Raw genomic sequence first — 19,522 nt, 5'->3', positions numbered from 1 at the left:
TTTACCGACCTTATTTGTATTCTACTTTCGCTTTCGCGCGAAGCTCGTCGCCTCTTTTTCTGATATCGTTTCTAAATTTCTCCATCTTTAGATTGCCTTCGATCTGAGGTTTTACCTCGTTTAGACCCACGGTGCCAGCAGCCTTGCTATCTTCTTTTAAGATCACGTGGTAGCCGAAATTTGATTTAACAGGCTTAGCGGTTATCTCGCCTTTTTTAAGAGCAAAAGCGGCGTCCGCGAAAGGTTTTACCATTTGGGATTGACCGAACCAGCCTAGCTCGCCACCATTTTCGGCAGAACCTTGATCCGTAGATTTAGCCTTGGCCAGCTCTTCGAATTTTTTAACGAGCGCATCGCCCTTTAGTCCTTTTAGCGCGGCTATCACGTCGTTGGCGTCTTTTTCGGCAGCTACTAGGATATGTTTAGCTTTTACTTGAGCGGGCACGGCAAATTCGGCTTTATTTTTGTTGTAAAAATCGCTGATTTCGTTTTCGCTTACTTTGACGTTATCGAAAATTCTCTTCATCCAAAGATCAAGCGCGATGTTATCTTTAACCTCTTCTAGCGCGGCTTTATATTCGTCGGTTTTTTCTAGTCCGCTTTTTTTAGCCTCGTCTAGCAAAAGCTTTCTGCTGATAGTCTCGTCGATCACTTTTTTTTGAGTGTCTTTAGGAAGCTGCTCTAGCGTGACGCCGGGCATCGCCGCAAGCGTGAAAGCTATGTCTTTATCGGTGATATCAGATCCGTTTACGGTCGCATGAACCGCAGCATTTAGGCTCATAGCCGCAGCCAAACTAAGAGTCGCGAATAAAAATTTATTCATTTTTTTTCCTTAAATTTAGATTTTTGCGAGGGTGATTATAGCAAGAAAGTCATTAAATATAAGTTATAATTCATCTAAAATTTAAATAAAAACGGCTAAAATCGGCGCTATGAGAACGAAAAAAGACGTAAACGCTATCAAAAATTTATTTTTGGAAAATTACAAAGACGCCGGCAGCGAGCTTAAATTTCAAAATCTCTATGAGCTGCTCGTGTGCGTGATGCTAAGCGCGCAGTGCACCGATAAGCGCGTAAATTTGATCACGCCTTCGCTTTTTGAGGCCTACCCGGACGTCGCGAGCCTCGCGCGGGCAAATCTAGCCAGCGTAAAAGCGCTCATAAATTCCTGTAGTTTTTTTAACAACAAGGCCGAAAATTTGATCAAAATGGCAAAGAGCGTGATGAGCGAATTTGACGGCGAGATACCCGCGACCGAAAAGGAGCTGATGAGTCTAGCCGGCGTTGGCCAAAAGACTGCGCACGTCGTGCTGATCGAGCATTTTGGATCAAATTTGATGGCCGTGGACACGCACGTCTTTCGCGTGGCGCATAGACTTGGTCTTAGCAGGGGCAAAACGCCCGAAGCCGTCGAACTTGACCTAACCAAAGCCTTTAAAACGCAGCTAAACACGCTTCATCAAGCGATGGTGCTTTTTGGCCGCTACACCTGTAAAGCGATAAAGCCAAACTGCAAGGAGTGCTTTTTAAACGAGCTGTGTAGTAGCAAAGATAAGAAATTTCCTTAATCGCCGAAAAAATTTTTCTTTGAGAGATACGGGTATTGCAGCTGCGACGAGCCGTCTTCGTCTATCAAATTTAACGCCTCGCCGAATGTGCCTTGCTCTACAAGCTCGCTATTTAAAATCGTATGCTTTGAAATAGCTTCGATAAAGCGCTCAAAATCACTCCGCGAAATAAAATGCCCGCCGAGGACAAATATCGGTTCCGAAGTTTTGCGATCGTAAAATTTAATACTACTTTTATCGGCAATCGTCCACTCTTTTCTTATGACAAATTTAATGTCAGCGTATAAAAACTCTAAATTTTTACTATTTTTCTGCACGACGATGCTATTTTCCATCAAAAACACTTTATCTATGCGAAATATCGCAAGCGCCTCAAGCAAAAACATAAAAACAGCGATTCCGAAAACAATAAAATAAAGAGTCTTGACCTCGAAAACAAGGTCATTAGTAGTCGCAATCGCATAAAAAACCAAAGCGGCGCAAGGCAAAAATATGATTATTATTGAGATTAAATTATTTTTGGCGTATCTTGCGTCCAAACGAAAAATGTAGTTATCTTTTTGCAAGTTTGTCCTTAAATTTTAAACTTGGCTTAGAAATCACTCGTTGTTTTTACTGTAATTTTTAAAAACCAAACACCGAATGCAAGTTGCCGCTTATGTCCATATAAACCACTGCAAATTTTAACTTTTATTTGTTAAAAAAGGAGGGACTTGAATTACGCTCTGTCTCTGCTTCACGCCTTGCGTTCGCAGCTTTTGGGGAAGCGGTTGCGAGCAAAGCGAAGCAAAAATCTCTTTCAAAACCAGCATAGAGACGCCGCAAGTGAGGTTTTTATAAAAGCGCTCTCGAGGCAAGCCGCCGCAAAATTTAAAGGCGAAGTATTTTTGAGATGGATTTGAATGTTGTGTAGAAATTTTAAGTCAAGGCTAGACAAGTAGTCTGCCGCAGACTTAAAATTTCAAACTCATTCAAAGACGCTCAAAAGACAAGCCTTTCCAAACTACTGAAGTCTAGCGACGATGTTTCTCACCACATCCACCATCATCTCCACCGACGCTATCTCGCAGTGCTCGTTTACCGAGTGGGGCGAGTGGATGTTTGGGCCTATGGAGCAGGCTTGCAGCTCGGGCTGTTTTGCGACCAGCACACCGCACTCAAGGCCTGCGTGCACAGCGGCAAATTTAGCCTGCGGCTTTTGTTTTTGCAGTTCCTCAAGCACCAGATGCGCGAAGTCGCTGATGCACGGCGCCCAGTTCGCCGAGCGGTCGGCCACTCTGACCTCAAAACCCAGCACACTAGCCAGCGTAGCGGTTTCAAAGCCCAGATTTTCGAGCCCCTCTCGCTTCATCGCGCGAGCGAAAAAGTCAAACTCGATCACGCCCTCTTTTTGCTTAACGGTCGAGAGATTTATGCTTTCATTTACCATGCCAAGCTCGGTGTCGTAGCTGCGCACGCCCTGAGCGAAGGAGTTAATTAGCGCTAAAATTTTGCCGCTATTTACCAGCACGTCCGCTTCGCCCTCGCCGAGGCTCTTTACCCACGCTAGGCCGCGCTGCTTTGGCTCATGCGCGCAGAGCGCCTTACACACGGCGTTTGCGGGGATCGAGTTGCTCCTCTCGCCAAAATCCAGGCTGATTAGCTCGCAGCCCTCCTCGGCGAGGAATTTCGCCAGCAGCTTCGTTGCATTTGGGATATTTTTGTGTATCTCGTTGCCCGAGTGTCCGCCGCTAAGCCCCGTGACGCCGATCTCGTAAATTTTACCGCTCTTTTTAACGCTCTGCGCGCCGATTTTTGCGCTTACGTTTATGCCGCCGGCACATCCTAGCGTTACGCGGTCATCCTCTTCGCTGTCTAAATTTAGAAGATTCGGCGATAAAATTTTACCTTTAAAGGCGTTTGCGCCCACGAGCCCAACCTCTTCGTCGTTGGTAAATAGGCACTCTAAATTTGCAAACTCCCGCATCGCGCCCATCATCATCGCCACGCCGATGCCGTCGTCAGCGCCTAGAGTCGAGTTTTTCGCCCTTAGTATGCCGTTCTCTTCGATGAGCTGCAAATTCGGCGCCGCGCCCACACAAACCATATCGTAGTGGCTTTGCAGGCAAATTTTAGGCTCGCCCTTTACGGCGTGGATATTGCCCGCCTGATCGACGTTCACGCTAAAGCCCTGAGAGCGCGCAAAATCCGCCAAAAACTCCCTCATCTGCTCCGTTTCGCAGCTGCAGTGCGGTATCTCGCACAGCTTCTTAAAATCGTTCATAACCTCGTTTTTTTGCATGTTTGCTCCTTAAATTTACTTAACTATCTCGCCCGTGTAGCCCGTCGTCGCCACCGCATCTAGCAGCTGTTTCTCGCTCACGCCGTCTTTCGTCTCGACGCGGGCGGTTTTGTCGCGCAGGCTAGCCTTGGCGCTGATGACGCCGTCAACGCTTAGCAGGGCTTTTCGCACCATCGCCGTACACAGCGGACAGTGCATCCCCTCGACTTTGATGATGAAATTTTGATTTGCGAAGGCCACGCTTGCAAGCAGTAAAATAGATAGAATTTTATTCATAAATTTTTCCTAAAACTTCGGGATATGATAGCAGAATAATCACAAAAATAGCTAAAAAAACATAGATGAAGATCCATTTTTTGCGGCGATTTGCGATATCGCAGGATTTTGGCTTTTTGAAAAAATAAAACACGCTCGCCGCAAAGCAGATCGCAGCAAGTGCGGTAAGATAAGGCCTTAGCTCAGTTAAGCTCTCTATGGCTTCCGAGCTTAGCAGGCTAAATGAAGCGCCGAAAATCAAAAATAAAAGCGCGGGCAGGCAGCAAAGAGTCGCCGCCAGCGCGCTCGCAACCGACGCCAGAGCTAGCCAAAAGCCCTTCATTTGACCTCTTGCGACTTGTAGTCGTAGCTAAATTCTTTCGGCGAATAGTAATTTAGCACGTTATCGTCCACTTCGCCGTAAGGATAACCGAAGTTATTTAGCGGAAATTCCGCAGGCTTCGGCGATAGGACAAAGTCGCGCGCGTCGTTAAAGCCGATCCAGCACATCTCCCAGTTGCCGAATAAAAACTCGCGAACTTTGGCGAGCTTGCTGTCGTCGTTGCTTAGCTTCTCGCCTAGGCGCACCTTCGCGACGTCTGCGGGATCGACCGGGATCCAGCCGTGGCCTTTGAGATAAAATTCCGCCCTGCAGTGCTGACCGCCAGAGATCGCCGCAAAACCCTTCTCGTCGGCCTTTCCCATCTCGTTTGAAAATCTGCTCTGCCCTACTCTGATACCGAAAATCTCACGCGCAGGGATACCAACAGCGCGGCAGAGTCCCACGAATACGGAGTTTATGTCGGTGCATTTGCCCACCAGCTTGCCGCTTTCAAGTATCGCTTTTACGTCGCCCGTGCCGCAGCCGATGACGCTGTTATCGCGCTGCATGGTGTTTGCCACCCACGTGTAGATCGCTTTTGCGCGCTCTAGATCGCCTTTTATGCCTTTAGCGATCTCCTCCGCTTTTTGCTTTACGATGCCGTCGTTTGGGATCTGCTGGGTAGGTTTTAGATAAAATTCCGTCTCGGCACTTAGCTTTTCGTTCGGGTTAAATTTAACCTTGCTAAAATCGGTGTTTCGCTCGAAGGTCTGGGCTCTAAATTTAACGCTAAGCGTCGGCTTTGCCACCTCGGCGTAATCTACGTAAAGCGTCGGGATCGCGCCATAATTCACCGACGGATTAGCAAAATTGCCGTCAAATTTGATATCGCTCACGCTTTGGTACTCCCTGATGAACGGCAGCGGTATCCACAGCCTGGTTTTCTTGCCAGCCTCTAAAATTTCGTGATTTAGAGTTACGTCAAAAACCCTCTTGTTGCCCACGGCCTTGCTCCCTCCAAAAACGGTGCTCGGAGTTGCCATAACGGCGCCTAAAATCGCAGTGTTTCTTAAAAAATCGCGTCTTTGCATGAAATGCCTTGTATAAATAATAGTTGCCCCGCAACTCTTGGGCGGTATTTTACTAACGAAAGGCTAAATTTGGCTTTAAACAGGGGTGTTTTCGCGAGTTGTTTGGGCGTGGTCAAATTTGGATAATTTTTTAAATTTTACCGGCCGAGACCTGCGTCTTTACGATGCTAAATTTGGGTTGCAAGTTGGATTTATTTGTGTGAAGTTTTAAATGTTAGCATTTTCGGGGTACGGGTCTCGGCGAATAAAATTTGTAAATTTGACTTCAAATTTGAACGCAAAACGATAAGGCGAAGTATTTTTGTTCTAGACGAGGCGCTTTTAAATTTGGCGACGGGAGTTACCGTGTTGGTAATGACCGAGCCGAATTTAAAAGTAACGAAGTATAGAGCAAAAAGACAAGCCGTTATTTAAACGCAACAAACGTTGCAAAATTTGCCCATCTAAACATACACTCCACATTTCTAAACCCCGCGCTAAGCGCCAAATTTCTATTTTCAGCCTCGGTGTAGGGGATCAGCACGTTTTCCAGCGCCTCGCGTTTTTGCGCGATTTCGTAGCGCGAGTACCCTTGTTCTAGCTTGTATTTTTCGTAGATTTCGATCATATTTTTACTTAGCGTCTTATCTTCAAATATCAGCTTCTCGCTAAAAACAAATACGCCGCCGTCATTTAACGCGCGGTAAATTTTAGCTACGAAATCCTGGCGCTTGGGCGGGCGGATAAACTGTAGCGTGTAGTTCATCAAAACGGCATCACGAGCGTCAAATTCGCACTCTAAAATGTCTGCTAGCTCAAGCTCGATCCTAGCGCCGTAGGCCTCTATCTTAGCGCGCGCGTTTTGCAGCATAGCCGGCGCGTTATCTACGCCTTTTAGCGCAAGATCGCTTCTTTTGCGCCAAAGGGCTAGCAGCGTCGAGGCGGTCGAGCAGCCAAGGTCTATCGCGCTTGCGCCTTGCGGTAAAATTTGCGCTAAAAAATCGGCGATCAGCTTTTGCGATGCCGAGTAATACGGCACCGAACGCCCGATCATATCGTCAAACACCGACGCCACGCTCGCGTCAAATTCAAACTGCTTTTTTATCGGCTCCTTAAAGATTTCGTCCTTCACGGCTCGCTCCTTTGAGGCGTAGTATCGCCCACGACGTAGAGATCGCACACGCCGACGAACTCCATCGCCTGCTTGATGTCGATCCCAATTTGCCCCTTTAGCTCCTCTAGACTTTCGAATCTTCGGTTATCGCGCAGCCGCTTGATAAAACAAACCGCGACGTCGCGGGCGTGCGCGATATTTTCGTTTAGCACGTGCGTCTCGATGCTAAAGCTACCGTCCGTGCTCATGCGGTTGCCGATAAACGTGACCGAGCCGTAGGTCTTGTAACCGATGCGGGTCCTCGTCGCATAAACGCCCTCGCGCGGCAAAAGGTAGCTTTTTACGTCCAAATTTAGCGTCGGCACGAGCTCGCGCGACCCGATACCCTGCCCCTTTATCACGCGACCTTCGATCGAGTATTCGCGGCCTAGCAGGCGGTTTGCTCTGTATATCTCGCCTTGCTTGATATACTCGCGTATAGCCGAGCTGTGCACGCCCATACCCTCGAAGCAAAACTCATCCACTATAACCGCCTCGCCGTCAAAGATGCGCCGCAAATCGTGCTTGTCCCATGCTCTGTTTCGACCAAAACGAAAGTCAAATCCGACGACGATTTTTTGCAGATTTTTAAAATCCCGCTTCAAAAGCGCGATAAACTCATCGCCGCTAAGCCCCTTTATCTCGTTAAAATCATACAAAAAGCACGGATATCTCGAGTATTCGGCGCGTTTGAGGCCCGGCGTGATGTTGGCCTTGTTTTTGTCGATCACGACCAGCCCGCCGTAAACGCCCAGGCGCTTTAAAAGCTCCTTGTGGCCGCGGTGCACGCCGTCAAAGTGCCCGATCGCCACGGCCGTGATATTATCTTTTGTTAAAAGCGTAGAAAAATTCGGCATTTCCTTCCTTTCCTTTTACCTCGCATTCGAGCGTTTGGCGCATTATCCAGCCCAAATTTGCCGCCGCAAGCTCAAATTTCGCCCTCGCCTCGCGCACGGCTTTTGCGTCCGTTACGACGCCTTTTTTATTTCGCTTGACGGTCCTGCCGACCTCAAACTGCGGCTTAAAAAGCAAGATAATATCACAGTTTTCGCCGGCAAGCGCATCGATAGAGGGCAAAATTTCTTTAAGCGAGATAAAACTCACGTCGCAGGTGATGAGATCAAATTTTTTCGCGACGTTTTTGGCGGCGCGAGGATTAGATTCGGCTATTTTTTCGGCGTTTGGTCGCAAGTTTGCGCGAGCTAAATTTGCCTCGCTTACATAGCTAGCTATTGCGGCGTTTGGTCGCGCGGTTTTTTGACGGCTTAAATTTGTATTTTTTGACGCCGAGTTCCGCCGTGCTAAATTTCGCTCTTCCGCGGCGGCGGTTTGCGCGTTTATTTTAGTCCGATTAGTTTCGTTTATGCAGGATTCAAATTTAGCATCGGTTTGCGCGTTTGGCTCGCTTTTCTCAGCCAAAACAGGCTTATGCGCTAATTTTTTTTGCGCGTCGGTCTCATTTGTCGTAGCATCGATTTCGCCGTCCATTTGCGCGTTTTTTATAGCGAAATTCGCCTCGTCTAAACGGACGGATCGCGTGCTTGCTTGAGCTAAAATCGGCTCATCCGCACAGCCCGTTTGCGCATTTTTTTTGTTTAAATTTGAGGTTTTATTTTGATGATCGATGCGTTTCACCGCCCATTCGCTCTTACCCGCCTTGGCTAAATTTAACGGCGTAAAATCGGACTTACTCGGCTCGCTTAAAAATCCGTCCCGCTCAGCGAAATTTGATCTGCCGAGTCCAAATTTATCGCATATTCGGCTATCTTTGCTTGGCTTGATTTGGGTTTTTAAATTTTGCGCAGAGCCGTCAAATTTACCGTCTCCGCCCGAGTTTTGAAACCCTGCCGCAAACTCGCGCACGTCGGTATTTTCGACCACTATCACTCGCGAGTCGGCTCGCAGGCTTTTATCCAGCTGAGAGCTGCCCACATCTAGCGCAGTAACGCTTTTTATGCCGTTTTGCAGCAAAATTTGCACGAAACCGCCAGTGCTTGAGCCTACGTCTAGGGCGTTTTTGCCTTGAACTTCGAGCAGATAGGCTGCCAAAAAGCTTTTTAGTTTTAGCGCGCCGCGTCCGACGTAGATTTCGCCGATAAGCTCGATTTTTACGCTGTTTGCGTCTAAATTTTGCTCGCTTTTACGAGCTTTTTTGCGTGTAGCCTCGGCGGCATCCGTCAAATTTGCGCCGCATAAATTTTGAGTCTCGTCCGCCGCGCCTAAAACCGCACTCTTTTGGGCGTCGTCGTTTAAATTTTTATTCTCAAGCATGGTTTTATCGCCGTATGTCGCTTCGTATTCGCCGTAGCTAAACTCGCTCCTACGGCAAAAAGCATCCTCGCCGTCGAATTTTTCTCTCCCCAAGCCGCACGCGCCGCCGATCTCACGCTCTTGAGGGCCGTTTTTGCGCGCTTGCAAACCGCTTTTTTTACCAAATGCGACGCTATTTTTTGCATGCAAATTTTGCGAGCAAAATCCGCCATCGGCATCAAATTCGCCGCCGTTTTCGCAAACTCTCAAATTTACGCTCAAGGTCTCGCTCAAAACCTTATCGCCGTCTAAATTTACTGCATTTGAGCTCTTAAATGCGTAAAATTCGCCCACCTCAAAGCTGGGCTTAGAGCAAATTCGCCCGTTTAGCAAAATCTTGCCGCTTTTTATGAGCTCGGCGGCCTTGTTTCGGCTGATGTTTAGGTGGCGCGCGGTAAATAGATCAAATCTCAATCATCCGCCTTAGCTCGTCCTCGGTTATCGCCTTGACGCCCAGCTCTCTAGCTTTATCCAGCTTGCTGCCGGCCTCATCGCCGTAAAGCACGAAGTCGGTTTTCTTGCTCACCGAGCCGCTTACTTTCGCGCCGTTTGCTTCCAAAACCCTTTTAAATTCATCCCTGCTCTTGCTAAGCGTGCCCGTTATCACGAACGTTTTACCGCTTATTGCGCTTTGTTTCGTCTCGTAAATTTGCGCTTGCGGGCTAACAAAACGCAAAATTTCGTCCAAATTTTGCCTATTTACCTGCATAAACTCTGCGTAACTCTCCGCCATCGCCTCGCCGAATCCTTCGATCGCGGCGACTTCGCCGAAGCTCAGCTCGCGCCAGTTTTGCGGGTAAATTTGCGCTATCTTTTTGGCCGCTACCTCTCCGATATGCTCGATGCCAAGGCTCGCTATAAAGCTGTGCAAAGCCGGCGTGCGGCTAGCCTCGATGGCGCCGAGCAGATTTGCGATCTTTTTATCTTTAAAACCCTCAAGACTTGCCAAATCCTGCGCCGTAAGCTCGTAAATGTCGGCGATTTTGGCGACTAAGCCCGCTTCAAAAAGCTGATTTACGATCGCTTCGCCCAGGCCGTCGATATTTAGGCACTTTTTGCTCGCAAAATGTATGAGCGAATTTATCACGCGAGCCTTGCACTCGAGGTTTTGACACTTGACGAAAACGCCCTCGTCTAGTAGCATCGACCCGCATACGGGACACTCGCGCGGCCGCTCGATAGGCATCTGCGAACCGTCTCTGCGCTGTTTAAAGACGCCGGTGATCTTGGGTATCACGTCGCCCGAGCGGATAATGCTGATAAAATCGCCCTTTTGCACGCCTAGGCGCTCGATCTCGTCGAAGTTGTGCAGCGTGGCGGACTTTACGGTCGCGCCGTCGATATTTACGGGCTCAAGCACGCCCACCGGAGTCACGACGCCGCTGCGCCCGACCTGAAACGCGACGTCAAGCAGGCGCGTGGTCTTTTCGATAGCGGGAAATTTATACGCGACCATAAATTTAGGAAATTTCTCCGTGTAGCCCAGCTCCTCGCTAGCCGCGATACTCTGCACGCGCACCACGAGGCCGTCCATCATAAAGGGCTTGCTATCTCGCTGCGCTACGAGCTGCTTATACGCCTCCTCGATCTGCTCTGCAGTGCGGCAAATTTTAAAAAACTCCTCTCGCTCAAAGCCCTGCGAATAGATAAAATCCATCATCTGCGAGTAGGTTTCAAGGCCCAAATTTTGCTCGCCGTAGCCCCAAGGCTTAAACCTCAGCCTGCGCGACGCCGTCACTGCGCTATCTAGCTGGCGCAGACTGCCGGCGGCCGCATTTCTAGGATTTGATAGCTGCGGCTCGCCCCTTTGCGCGCGAGCGAAATTTATCTCGTCAAAGTCGTTTTTAGCGATCACAACCTCGCCGCGGATCTCGATCCTACCGTTATAGGCGATTTGTAGCGGGATATTCTTGATGACTTTGGCGTTACTCGTGACGTCCTCGCCCGTTATGCCGTCGCCGCGCGTGATAGCTCGCACGAGAGCGCCGTTTTCGTAGAGTAAATTTAAGCTCGCGCCGTCAAATTTAGGCTGAAGCGCAAACTCCAGCCCCTCCTTGTCGCCGCGCTTTAGCCACGCTAGCAGCTCTTCAAAACTAAAAATATCCTCCATCGACCACATCCGCACGCTGTGGCGAGCCTTTACAAACCCATCGCTAACCTCGCCGCCGACGCGCTTTGTCGGACTAAACATCGAGATATCGCCAGGATTTGCTCTCTCAAATTCCAGCACTTTATGATAAAGCTCGTCGTACTCCTCGTCGGTAGCTATGGGTGCATCGTCGGTGTAGTAGGCCTTCGCCCACGCATTTAGCGTATCTACGGCCTCTAAATACTCTTTTTTATCCATTTTTCCTCGTTAAATTTGCTTTGCTTACCACGCCGCGAGCTTTCTCATCGCGTTTTCCAGCCTAAACATCTGCGCATGCTCGGCCACGTCGTGCGTGCGGATGATCTGCGCACCGTTTCTAAAGGCCTCCAGATGCAGATAAAGACTACCCGCCAAGCGGTCTTTTATCTCGCTAGGACTATAAAAATTTATGACCGATTTTCTACTAGCGCCCGCTAAGATCGGCAAACCGAAGCGCAAAAAATGCTCTAAATTTTTTATCAAAATCATATTTTGCTCCGCCGTCTTGCCAAAGCCGATTCCTACGTCTAGCACGATATCGCGACACCCAAGATCCTGCGCCGCGGCGATCTTAGCCTCGAAAAACGCGTCTATCTCGCCCAGCAAATCATCATAATGCGGATTATCCTGCATATTTTCTGGGCTGTTTTGCATATGCATAAGGCAGTAGCTCGCGCCGTACCGCGCCGCTAGAGCGCAGAGACTAACGTCGCCCGTGATATCGTTTATCATCTTAAAGCCGTGATTTAGCGCGTATTCTAGGCAGTACGCATCAAAGCTATCTAGGCTAAATATCGCCTTTTCGTGCAAATTTAGGCGGTAAATTTCGGTGATGATCTTTTCAAGCCTGGCAAATTCGACCTCGCGTCCGACGTATTTGCTGCCGGGTCTAGAGCTCACCGCACCCACGTCGATATACTCGGCGCCCTGCTCGATCATCTCTTCGATGCGAGCTATGCCGCTTTTTTCGTTCACGCGGCTTGCGGCGTTAAAGCTATCCTCATTTACGTTTACGACGCCCATTATCTGCGCGCGCTGCGGTTTTTTAAACGGAGATTTTAAAAATTTAGCCAAATTTTTTAGCCCGAAATCCTGAGCGGCCTCTTTTTTGGCAAGCGCAAGAACTTGCGCATCGGTAGCCATTAAAAGCGCGACCGAGTTTGCGCCACCCAGAATCACGTCGCGGTTAGTCACGAGCTCCGCGCCCACGCTTAGCGCATCTTGCTTTAGGATATTGGCCGCCGGCGAGCGCAAATCTTTGATCAAAAAAAAGTTGATCGCCGACTTTTTTTTCATCAAATTTCGCCCCTCGTCGCTAGGACGGATAACCTCGCAGATCTCGTTGAAACCCGTTTGCGGATTGATTTTAAAAATTTTCATCTAAGCCCTTTTTCGTAAATCATAAGAAGTATCGGCGTAAGAAGCGCGTGGGTTTTGGTATTTAGCTCGGCCAGGCGCACGGCTTTGAAAAAATACTCAAGCTCTTCAGCGCTAAATTTAACCCCCTGCGCCGTAGCCTCGAGAGCTATGGCGGCGATTAGCTCTTTTAGGTCGTTTTTGCCAAGCTTTTCGGAGCGCTCTAGAGCTGATTTTTCATCAATAAACGCGCAAATTTCTTTTAGCTCGAGACGTTTGTAATTTAACCCCGTTTTTTCGCGCTGCTTTTTTATGAGCCGATTTTCGGTAACCAGGCGCGAACGCACGGTCGGCAGGAGCATATTTTTCGACTCGCAAGCTATGATAAAAAAGATATTTTTAGGCGGCTCTTCGATGATTTTTAGTAGAGAGTTTTGAGCCTCGACGCGGAAATTTTTAGCGCCTAAAACCAGTAGTTTGGGCTCGCTCTCGGCGATATAGGCCTCGGCGGCGACCTCTTTTGCATTTTCCAGCAAAAAGTCCTCGGCGAAAAAAAATCTAACCGAATTTACGCCGTAAAGCCCTAAAATTTCCTCTTTCAAGGCTTCAAAGTCGCTCGTGATTACGATCTTGCTTTGCATTAAATTTAAAGTGCGACCTTCGCAAAAAGCACGACATCTACGCTTTTATCGAAGAGTTTGTAAAGAGATAAAAGTTTAATGTCGAGCATTTCGTCGCTTGAGCTGAGATAAAAGCTATTTTGCGCCTGCTCGTCAAAAAGCCACATATAGCTGTCGTCCTTGCCTTTGGCGATCTGAGCGCTTTTATCGGCGCTTTTACCGATATAAAAAAATACGTAACCGTTTGGAAACGCCAAAGAAAGCATATCTAAAAGCAGTGCCGCTTCCTCCTTGGAGCTAATAGCTTCAAAAGAAGGATAAAGCGCCTTTAGCGAAAAAAAGGGCAGCACGGGGCGAGCGTTCGTTGGCTTATTTATATTTTTTAAAAAATACTCCTCGAACCAGCCTCGCTCGCTATCGGTTATCAGGATAAAAGCGCGGCCTTCGAGTAAAAATTTAAGCTTCGAGGCTAGCAGAGGCGTCCACTCGGTGCGCCTCTCTTCCATCCAGCTCATCAGTGAGCCCTCCTCGCGGATCGCCTCGAGCGTCCATTTTATAAAATCGCTCATTTATCGAGTTTGTAGGCTTCGTGTAGTGCGCGGACGGCTAGCTCGCCGTATTTTTGATCGACGATCATCGAGATTTTTATCTCGCTAGTCGAGATCATTTGGATATTTATACCCTCGTTTGCCAGCGTTTGAAAGGCTAGAGACGCCACTCCGGTGTGGCTTTTCATACCTACGCCTACGACAGAGACTTTGACGATCTCGTCGTTATATAAAATTTCTCTTGCCGCATTTAGTCTATCCATACACTCCTTTGCGACGTGAAGTTCGTTTTGCGGCACGGTAAAGCCAAGATTGGTCGTGCCGTCCTGACCTACGTTTTGGATTATCATATCTACGTTTATATTTTTTTCTGCTAGCGCGGTGAAAATTTCGGCTGCGATGCCCGGCTTATCCACCACGCCTCTTAAAGTTACTCTAGCTTGGTTTTTATCTAGCGCGATGCCGCTTACTAGGACTGCTTCCATACTCTCTTCCTTTGTTATTAGTGTTCCTTCGTTGTGATTAAAACTGCTTCTGGTGACTAAATTTACGTTTAGCTTCTTAGCCAGCTCGACCGAGCGGTTTTGCAGCACTTTTGCGCCTAGGCTCGCAAGCTCTAGCATCTCGTCATAGCTGATTTTATCTAGCTTTTTAGCCTTCGGCTCGATGCGAGGATCGGTCGTATAAACTCCGTCCACGTCGGTATAAATCTCGCACAAATCCGCATCCAGCGCGCCCGCGATCGCCACGGCACTTAGGTCGCTACCGCCTCGTCCGAGCGTCGTCACGTCGCCTTTTTCGTCGATGCCCTGAAAGCCCGCAACGACAATGATCTTACCCGCTTTTAGCTCTTCTTTCATACGCTTAGTGTCGATGGCGTCGATCCTGGCCTTGGTGTGCATGCTATCTGTTATGATACCCGCCAGCCTACCGCTAAGACCCACCGCAGGATAGCCTAAATTTATAAGCGCTATCGTTAAAAGCGCGCAGGTGACGCGCTCGCCGGAGCTAAGCAACATATCCATCGCTACGCCGTCAGGCTCTTTGGTGTAGTGCGAGGCGTAGTCCACCAGCTGATTTGTCACGCCGCTCATAGCCGAAACCACCGCTACGACGTCCGCACCGCTATTTTTAGCCTCTATCACTCTAGCGGCGACGTTTTCTATCCTCTCGAGCGTCCCAACGCTCGTGCCGCCGTATTTTTGGACGATCAACATTAGATAAATCCTTTCTCTTTAAAGTAGCCGATAACCTTACCGTAGATCGGCTTTTTGAAGTGGTTTATGCCGTTTAAAACTTCGCGCGAATTTATAAATTTATACTCGCTAAATTCGGGCTTTTTGGTGTTTATGTTTATCTTCGCGCCGGGACGCAACCGCACTAAAAAATACTTTTGCGTCTGCCCGTCAAAGTTGTAAAATTTCCTGCTAGCTACGCCTTCCGGAAAGTCGTAGCTAAGCCACTGCGGATACTCGCTAAGCACGTCTATATCGTCCGTGCCTATCTCCTCTTTTAGCTCTCTTTTTAGAGCTTCGCGCGGCGTCTCGCCCTCGTCTATGCCGCCCTGAGGAAACTGCCAAATGCCTGTCAGATCGCACCTTTGCGCGATTAAAATCTTGCAATCGAACGGATAAGATGACGCGAGTATGACCGCCGCGACGTTTGGTCTATATCTTTTTTGCATCTTTTTTCCAAAAATTTTTAATGGGGATTTTAACGAAAAATAGTTAAGATATAGATAAATATCGCAAACGGGCGAAAAAATTTGATGTTTAGACTTAAAAATTTTATTTAAATTTAAAAGCGTCGAATTTAGCTTTTCCAAAGTGCGGTAAAGGCGGTAAAATTTGCGCGTTTGCTTGGTTATCCATCAAATTTTACCGCCTTGATAGCTAAATTTAAGCCGCCTATTTTAGCTCCAGTATCGCCCGCACCTCTTCGTCGGTAAACAGACTCGCGCTTTCGTGCTTTTTGCGCTCAAGCGCGGCTTTGGGCTCGGCGCGCGGCGTCAAATTTTGCCCGGACTCGTTAAAATCAAACAACGCAGCCTGCGCAGAGTCGTCCGAAACCGCCATTTTTGCGTCTTCGTTTGAGGTAGCCGTTTTGCCAAACGAAGCCGTTTGAGTAGCTCTGCCCAAAACGGAAGCTTCTTGCAGAGCGGTAGTTTGCGGGCTCTCAGTTGGAACCGCGGTTTTTGGCGCTTCGCTCAAAGAATCGGTTTGCAAAATCGCCTCTTCCTCGCGGCCGCCGTCTTGATACGGCGTAGCGTTCTGCATTTCTTGCAAATTTTGCTCCTGCACGGAAGCGGTTTTTCGCTCGCTCATAGCCGTTAAATTTGGCTCAAATTTGGCGTCGTCGTTAGCCTGAATCGTACTCTCAAATTTAACCGCCGTAGCCTCGTCGCTATCGTCAAATTTATCGTCCTGCAAAAACAAAGATTCGTCCGATAAAAGCTCGTCCCGCTCGTCTCGGCGCGCAAAAAGCTCGCTTACGTTGATAGCGTCCGCGTTATCCGCGTCTTTGCTCGGCACTCCCTTGACGCTTTGGCCGAGCTCCTCGATGCCCGTTATACGCAGGCTCGGCATCACGGCCTTGAAGCTTTGCAAAATAGGCAAAAAAGAGCCGTCAAATCCATCTAAAATCACTCGCATATTTAGCCTTTTTCAGTTTTTTCGAACGATTTTATCAAATTTATCTTTTGAGCCGTTTTAAGCTCATCCAAAAGCCGCTTATAACGAAAAACAAAACCGACGCCGAAGCTAAACAAAATATAAATTTACCGACCGCGCCCAAAAAATATCCCGAATGCAAGCTCAAAACCGCTTTATGAATTACAAAAGGCCTAGGCATCGAGCTTTTGGCGTCGTCAAACCTCGCGTGCCTAATAATTTGCCCCTTGGCGGCGTTTATCGTCATCGTATTTACCTTATCGTCCTCTTCTAACCCTTTGTCAAAGTAAAATATCATAAAATTTTCGCCGTCTTCTTGCGTGATGACGTTAAAAAGCTCGTAATTCTCTCTATCTCGTTTAAAAATATCTATTGCAGTTTGTAAATTGGCTATCTTAGCCTCGTCCTCCAGCGAAAATCCCCTCACCTGCGTAAAGCTCTTTTTTCTAAAAATTTCTTTTTCGCCAAGCGCGTTATTTACGAGCTTTGCCGCCCAGTCGTACGACCAGTAAAGCCCCGTAATGCTCATAAAAGCCAAAAATAAACAAAGATAAACGCCCGCAAATCCGTGCAAACTGTACAAAAACGCATAGCCTTTGGCCTTGATTTTTAAAGTAAACGCGCGCATAAATTTAGTTTTAAAACTAGGATAATAAATTATCAATCCAGATATAACCAAGATAACCAAAGCGATAGAGCAAACCGCAACGATATGCTTGCCTATAAGCCGTAGCGTCTCGTTTTCGCTAAGCCCGAGGCCTAAGTTAGTATGTAAATTTAACATTAGTCCGATAAATTTATCGCCGAAATTTTCGCCTGTTATCTCGCCGGTGTATTGATTTATAAAATACGACTTAAACTCGCCCTTAGCATTCGTGCCGGATACGCCTAGAGCGTGATTTGCGTCCGAGTTTATCTTGTAGTAGCTAAGCGTAAAATTTGGTTCCCTAGCTTTAAAAATATCTAAAATTTCTCTCGCGCTAAGCTCTTTTTCGCCTCGCTTGACGAATGTTTTTTGCGAGTTTGCAAGGTCTATAATCTCGTCGTGATAGGATATGACCGCGCCGCTAAGAGTGACGATAAGCAGCGGCAAAACACAGGCTAGGCTTAAAATCAAATGGACATTAAACCAAAATTTCTTTTTCTTTAAAAACGGCATCTTTCTCCTTAAATTTAAACTCAAATTTTAAGAACCGGTAGCAGGGCGGCGATCGCTACGCACCGCCCCGCTTAAATACGGCCAAATTTAAAAATTTACGTTAAATCCGAGTCTATATTTAACCCCGTCAGCGATTAAAATTTCGTAGCGTCCGGATTTTGTCGTTACGTATTCGTTAAAGATATTATAAACGCTAAAATTTACGCTTGCATTTTTAGTTAGCTTGTAGCTTGCGCCCGCGTCAAATAGCGTATAATCCCTTATCTCCTCGTCACCTGGTAGACCGTAAACGGCTCTGGTTTTGCCCAGATAGTTCATCTGCGTCCATAGATTTAGATCAGGCGTCATATCGTAGTCAAGCCCTATTTTTACGGTATGTACGGGTAGATTGTTTAGAGATTTGCCCTCGTACGCGCCCGATTTTTGCTTTGATCTGGTGTAAACGTAGCTTGAGTGCAGGGCTAAATTTGATAAAATCTGCCAGTCTGAGGCGAGCTCGACGCCCTTTACTTCGGCTTTGCCGATATTTACGCTCTCCCAGATGCCGCGCCTATAGGTCTTGCCGTTATGCACGCAAGGAACGCCCGGGCGCGCGACGCAAACTGGTTTCGTGCCTAGACCGTCTTTTATCCGCGTATAAAACGCTATCGCCGAAACGTTAATGCTTTCGTCCCCGTACGCGACGCCGGCCTCGTAGTTTAGGCTGGATTCGGGTTTTAGGTCGCTTTTACCCAGCTGCGCTCCCATACCGCCGGCAAAAGGCAGAGCAAGCCCGTCGGTTCGCATCTTGATATCAGGCGTCGAGTAGCCTGCCGATACGCCGCCTTTTAGCGATAAATTTTCGCTTAGATGATACACGGCATATCCTCGCGGAGATACGTGTCCGCCGTAGTCTTTGTCGTGATTATACCTTAAACCCGCAGTTAGCGTGAGCGCGTCGGTTACGTCAAAATCGTCCTCGCCGTAGAGCGAAAAATCATATCTCTTTACGTTTGCGGCGTCGGCCGTCGTGGCCTTTTCGTTTAGCCTTTCTCTTCTGTATTCAGCCCCAAGGCTCAGCGTGTTATTATCAAAAAAATACGTTCCCTTGGTATTTAGCGTCGTCGTTTTTAACGTGAGGTCTTGCTGACCGCTTTCTTTCATATTATCATGCATTAAAAAGCTTTCAAGCAGCAGTTTGTCGTATTTGCCCGTATGCGAGAGCGAGGCGGTATATCCGCTCATCTTCTCAAAAGCCACGCTCGTGTTATCGCTAGCCGTGCGGTTTAGTGTCTTGCCCTCGGTGCGCTCGTATTTATTTACTACGCGGCGTAGATCCAGCGCTATTTCGTCGTTTTCGGTGGCGTTATACATGATTTTCGCGCCGAAATTTACATCCTCGTTTTTGCGGTTCGTAAAGGCTCGCTCGTCTTCAAATTTATGAAAATACCGCCCGTAAAGCGCGATGCCTAGCACGTCCGGGATCACTGCGCCGTTTGCGTAAAAGCCGGTTTGGTAGTCATCATTTATCCCGCTTTTGCCCGCAAGCGTGTAGTAGCCGTTTACGTTACCGCTAAATTCGTTTGAAAAGCCCTTGGTGATGATGTTTATGACGCCTCCCATCGCATCCGAGCCGTATAGCGAGCTCATCGGCCCTCGCACGATTTCGATACGCTCGATCGTGTTTGCGGGCGGGAGGAAATTTTGAGCGCTACCGACCGCGCGAAGCCCTCTATACGCGCTATCGCTAGTTGCAGGACGGCCGTCTATTAAAATTTTAGTGTATTTTTGACCAAGGCCTCTCATCGTGATACCGCGTCTGCTAGCCGCCCCCAGCGTCGCGCCGAAAACGCCCGGAGCGTCTTTTACGATACTTTCTATATCTTGATGATTGCGCTTAGCTATCTCTTTTTGCGAGATTACCGAAACAGAAGCGGGCGCGTCTTTGATATTTTGCTCAAAACCCGTCGCGCTAGTTACGGTAACTTCGTTTAGTTTTACTTCATCGGCCGCCTGCGCGCAAGATAGTGCTAGGCAAGCTAGCATAGAAATTTTAGGCATACTTTTCATCTTTAAACTCCTTATTTAAATTTAAACCCTATTT

Annotated in this window: 19 protein-coding genes; 1 reads left to right on the top strand and 18 read right to left on the bottom strand. The window is 48.0% G+C overall.

All coding sequences use genetic code 11. The features are described 5' to 3' along the window. Nucleotides 1–10: 10 nt before the first annotated feature. Nucleotides 11–823, bottom strand: coding sequence for a peptidylprolyl isomerase (locus CRECT_RS04795; RefSeq protein WP_004319370.1), 813 nt, complete (start codon nt 821–823; stop codon nt 11–13). Nucleotides 824–932: 109 nt separating this feature from the next. Here CRECT_RS04795 and nth point away from each other — a divergent pair, with 109 nt between their 5' ends. Next, complete coding sequence (nth, locus tag CRECT_RS04790; protein ID WP_004319384.1) at nt 933–1,568, top strand: endonuclease III; 636 nt, start codon at nt 933–935, stop codon at nt 1,566–1,568. Here nth and CRECT_RS04785 read toward each other — a convergent pair. The 17 genes from CRECT_RS04785 to CRECT_RS04695 all read right to left on the bottom strand — a co-directional run bounded on the left by CRECT_RS04785 (nt 1,565) and on the right by CRECT_RS04695 (nt 19,488). Further along, complete coding sequence (locus tag CRECT_RS04785; RefSeq protein ID WP_171992675.1) at nt 1,565–1,954, bottom strand: hypothetical protein; 390 nt, start codon at nt 1,952–1,954, stop codon at nt 1,565–1,567. The two genes, nth and CRECT_RS04785, sit on opposite strands and share 4 nt — an antisense overlap. Before the next feature lie 617 nt (nt 1,955–2,571). Continuing rightward, nucleotides 2,572–3,849 carry a M20/M25/M40 family metallo-hydrolase gene (locus CRECT_RS04780; RefSeq protein ID WP_004319416.1) on the bottom strand — a complete coding sequence of 426 codons (1,278 nt, stop codon included), beginning with the start codon at nt 3,847–3,849 and terminating at the stop codon, nt 2,572–2,574. 15 nt (nt 3,850–3,864) lie between these two features. Continuing rightward, on the bottom strand, nt 3,865–4,125 hold the full coding sequence (locus CRECT_RS04775) for a heavy-metal-associated domain-containing protein (RefSeq protein ID WP_004319433.1): 261 nt from the start codon (nt 4,123–4,125) through the stop codon (nt 3,865–3,867). Continuing rightward, nucleotides 4,118–4,447, bottom strand: a complete 330-nt coding sequence (locus CRECT_RS04770; RefSeq protein WP_004319508.1) for a hypothetical protein — start codon at nt 4,445–4,447, stop codon at nt 4,118–4,120. Before CRECT_RS04770 ends, CRECT_RS04775 begins: the two co-directional genes overlap by 8 nt. Continuing rightward, on the bottom strand, nt 4,444–5,517 hold the full coding sequence (locus CRECT_RS04765) for a transglutaminase-like domain-containing protein (protein ID WP_004319353.1): 1,074 nt from the start codon (nt 5,515–5,517) through the stop codon (nt 4,444–4,446). The genes CRECT_RS04770 and CRECT_RS04765 overlap by 4 nt, the downstream gene beginning before the upstream one ends. A 406-nt stretch (nt 5,518–5,923) precedes the next feature. Continuing rightward, complete coding sequence (gene cmoA / locus CRECT_RS04760; protein WP_004319510.1) at nt 5,924–6,628, bottom strand: carboxy-S-adenosyl-L-methionine synthase CmoA; 705 nt, start codon at nt 6,626–6,628, stop codon at nt 5,924–5,926. Next, on the bottom strand, nt 6,625–7,506 hold the full coding sequence (locus tag CRECT_RS04755) for a bifunctional riboflavin kinase/FAD synthetase (protein WP_004319407.1): 882 nt from the start codon (nt 7,504–7,506) through the stop codon (nt 6,625–6,627). Before CRECT_RS04755 ends, cmoA begins: the two co-directional genes overlap by 4 nt. Continuing rightward, nucleotides 7,472–9,373: an SAM-dependent methyltransferase gene (locus CRECT_RS12525; RefSeq protein WP_002944528.1), complete on the bottom strand. Its 1,902-nt coding sequence runs from the start codon at nt 9,371–9,373 to the stop codon at nt 7,472–7,474. Before CRECT_RS12525 ends, CRECT_RS04755 begins: the two co-directional genes overlap by 35 nt. Then, a complete protein-coding gene (gene ligA / locus CRECT_RS04735) occupies nt 9,363–11,306 on the bottom strand; it encodes an NAD-dependent DNA ligase LigA (RefSeq protein ID WP_004319439.1) in 1,944 nt (647 codons plus the stop codon). Before ligA ends, CRECT_RS12525 begins: the two co-directional genes overlap by 11 nt. A gap of 24 nt (nt 11,307–11,330) precedes the next feature. Further along, on the bottom strand, nt 11,331–12,467 hold the full coding sequence (folP, locus tag CRECT_RS04730) for a dihydropteroate synthase (protein ID WP_004319479.1): 1,137 nt from the start codon (nt 12,465–12,467) through the stop codon (nt 11,331–11,333). Continuing rightward, a complete protein-coding gene (locus CRECT_RS04725) occupies nt 12,464–13,084 on the bottom strand; it encodes a DNA polymerase III subunit delta' (protein WP_004319380.1) in 621 nt (206 codons plus the stop codon). Before CRECT_RS04725 ends, folP begins: the two co-directional genes overlap by 4 nt. A 5-nt stretch (nt 13,085–13,089) precedes the next feature. Further along, on the bottom strand, nt 13,090–13,632 hold the full coding sequence (locus CRECT_RS04720; protein WP_171992674.1) for a HobA family DNA replication regulator: 543 nt from the start codon (nt 13,630–13,632) through the stop codon (nt 13,090–13,092). After that, nucleotides 13,629–14,828: an aspartate kinase gene (locus tag CRECT_RS04715; RefSeq protein WP_004319393.1), complete on the bottom strand. Its 1,200-nt coding sequence runs from the start codon at nt 14,826–14,828 to the stop codon at nt 13,629–13,631. The genes CRECT_RS04720 and CRECT_RS04715 overlap by 4 nt, the downstream gene beginning before the upstream one ends. After that, entirely contained in the window at nt 14,828–15,295 is a 468-nt protein-coding gene (locus CRECT_RS04710) for an RNA pyrophosphohydrolase (protein ID WP_039888116.1), read from the bottom strand. Before CRECT_RS04710 ends, CRECT_RS04715 begins: the two co-directional genes overlap by 1 nt. 223 nt (nt 15,296–15,518) lie before the next feature. Continuing rightward, nucleotides 15,519–16,262 carry a hypothetical protein gene (locus CRECT_RS04705; protein WP_004319485.1) on the bottom strand — a complete coding sequence of 248 codons (744 nt, stop codon included), beginning with the start codon at nt 16,260–16,262 and terminating at the stop codon, nt 15,519–15,521. A 40-nt stretch (nt 16,263–16,302) separates the two neighbouring features. Beyond that, nucleotides 16,303–17,439 (bottom strand): PepSY-associated TM helix domain-containing protein, encoded by a 1,137-nt coding sequence (locus CRECT_RS04700; protein WP_004319382.1) that lies wholly within the window; start codon nt 17,437–17,439, stop codon nt 16,303–16,305. Between the two features lie 87 nt (nt 17,440–17,526). Further along, complete coding sequence (locus CRECT_RS04695) at nt 17,527–19,488, bottom strand: TonB-dependent receptor domain-containing protein (protein ID WP_004319414.1); 1,962 nt, start codon at nt 19,486–19,488, stop codon at nt 17,527–17,529. Between the last annotated feature and the right edge of the window lie 34 nt (nt 19,489–19,522).

This window comes from Campylobacter rectus, from assembly GCF_004803795.1.
Taxonomy (GTDB): Bacteria; Campylobacterota; Campylobacteria; order Campylobacterales; family Campylobacteraceae; genus Campylobacter_A; species Campylobacter_A rectus.
Note: the sequence above shows the minus strand (reverse complement) of the source record. Positions and strands in the feature narration are given on the sequence as shown.

Coding starts and splice junctions, on each gene's coding strand:
- CRECT_RS04795 (WP_004319370.1), bottom strand. CDS start 823: ATGAATAAATTTTTATTCGCGACTCTTAGTTTGGCTGCGGCTATGAGC.
- nth (WP_004319384.1), top strand. CDS start 933: ATGAGAACGAAAAAAGACGTAAACGCTATCAAAAATTTATTTTTGGAA.
- CRECT_RS04785 (WP_171992675.1), bottom strand. CDS start 1,954: ATGTTTTTGCTTGAGGCGCTTGCGATATTTCGCATAGATAAAGTGTTT.
- CRECT_RS04780 (WP_004319416.1), bottom strand. CDS start 3,849: ATGCAAAAAAACGAGGTTATGAACGATTTTAAGAAGCTGTGCGAGATA.
- CRECT_RS04775 (WP_004319433.1), bottom strand. CDS start 4,125: ATGAATAAAATTCTATCTATTTTACTGCTTGCAAGCGTGGCCTTCGCA.
- CRECT_RS04770 (WP_004319508.1), bottom strand. CDS start 4,447: ATGAAGGGCTTTTGGCTAGCTCTGGCGTCGGTTGCGAGCGCGCTGGCG.
- CRECT_RS04765 (WP_004319353.1), bottom strand. CDS start 5,517: ATGCAAAGACGCGATTTTTTAAGAAACACTGCGATTTTAGGCGCCGTT.
- CRECT_RS04755 (WP_004319407.1), bottom strand. CDS start 7,506: ATGCCGAATTTTTCTACGCTTTTAACAAAAGATAATATCACGGCCGTG.
- ligA (WP_004319439.1), bottom strand. CDS start 11,306: ATGGATAAAAAAGAGTATTTAGAGGCCGTAGATACGCTAAATGCGTGG.
- folP (WP_004319479.1), bottom strand. CDS start 12,467: ATGAAAATTTTTAAAATCAATCCGCAAACGGGTTTCAACGAGATCTGC.
- CRECT_RS04725 (WP_004319380.1), bottom strand. CDS start 13,084: ATGCAAAGCAAGATCGTAATCACGAGCGACTTTGAAGCCTTGAAAGAG.
- CRECT_RS04720 (WP_171992674.1), bottom strand. CDS start 13,632: ATGAGCGATTTTATAAAATGGACGCTCGAGGCGATCCGCGAGGAGGGC.
- CRECT_RS04715 (WP_004319393.1), bottom strand. CDS start 14,828: ATGTTGATCGTCCAAAAATACGGCGGCACGAGCGTTGGGACGCTCGAG.
- CRECT_RS04710 (WP_039888116.1), bottom strand. CDS start 15,295: ATGCAAAAAAGATATAGACCAAACGTCGCGGCGGTCATACTCGCGTCA.
- CRECT_RS04705 (WP_004319485.1), bottom strand. CDS start 16,262: ATGCGAGTGATTTTAGATGGATTTGACGGCTCTTTTTTGCCTATTTTG.
- CRECT_RS04700 (WP_004319382.1), bottom strand. CDS start 17,439: ATGCCGTTTTTAAAGAAAAAGAAATTTTGGTTTAATGTCCATTTGATT.
- CRECT_RS04695 (WP_004319414.1), bottom strand. CDS start 19,488: ATGAAAAGTATGCCTAAAATTTCTATGCTAGCTTGCCTAGCACTATCT.